Origin of the sequence: Microbacterium sp. Leaf351 (genome assembly GCF_001423825.1) — a bacterium.
In the GTDB taxonomy this organism is placed as follows: domain Bacteria; phylum Actinomycetota; class Actinomycetes; order Actinomycetales; family Microbacteriaceae; genus Microbacterium; species Microbacterium ginsengisoli.
Map to the genome: position 1 here is coordinate 39,745 of NZ_LMPK01000003.1, position 396 is coordinate 40,140.

At 73.0% G+C, this 396-nt stretch carries 1 protein-coding gene; it reads right to left on the reverse strand.

Annotated elements, in window-relative coordinates; genetic code table 11:
* A partial coding sequence (locus tag ASG00_RS15065; protein WP_162238318.1) for an FAD-binding protein occupies positions 1–396 on the reverse strand: 396 nt, incomplete at both ends.

Below are 396 nucleotides of genomic sequence, written 5' to 3' on the forward strand. Positions count from 1 at the left end.
CGCGATGGATGTAGCCCTGGCGCACGTAGCGGTCGAGCACCCGCCGCGGGGTGTGCGGGCGGATCATCCCGAGCCCGTACGCGTGCAGGGCGCGCGCATCGATCACGAGCCAGGCCGGGATCGCATCCTGGGCGCCGAGCGACGCGTACATCGCCCGGGTGAAGCGGTGGTACGAGACCGATTCGTCGACGAACCGCGTGCCGCTGCGTCCGACGGCGACGATGCCGGGCTTCGCGCGGTCCCAGATGTGGGGGAACACGACCCGCGACCCGTCGCGGCGCACGCCGATCGAGCTCGGGAACCAGAACGTGTTGTCGCCGTGGTCGGGTCCGAGGGTGCCGCCGGCGGCGACCCCGACCTCGAGCGTCGACCCGGTGGATCCCTCGGAGGCGCGGG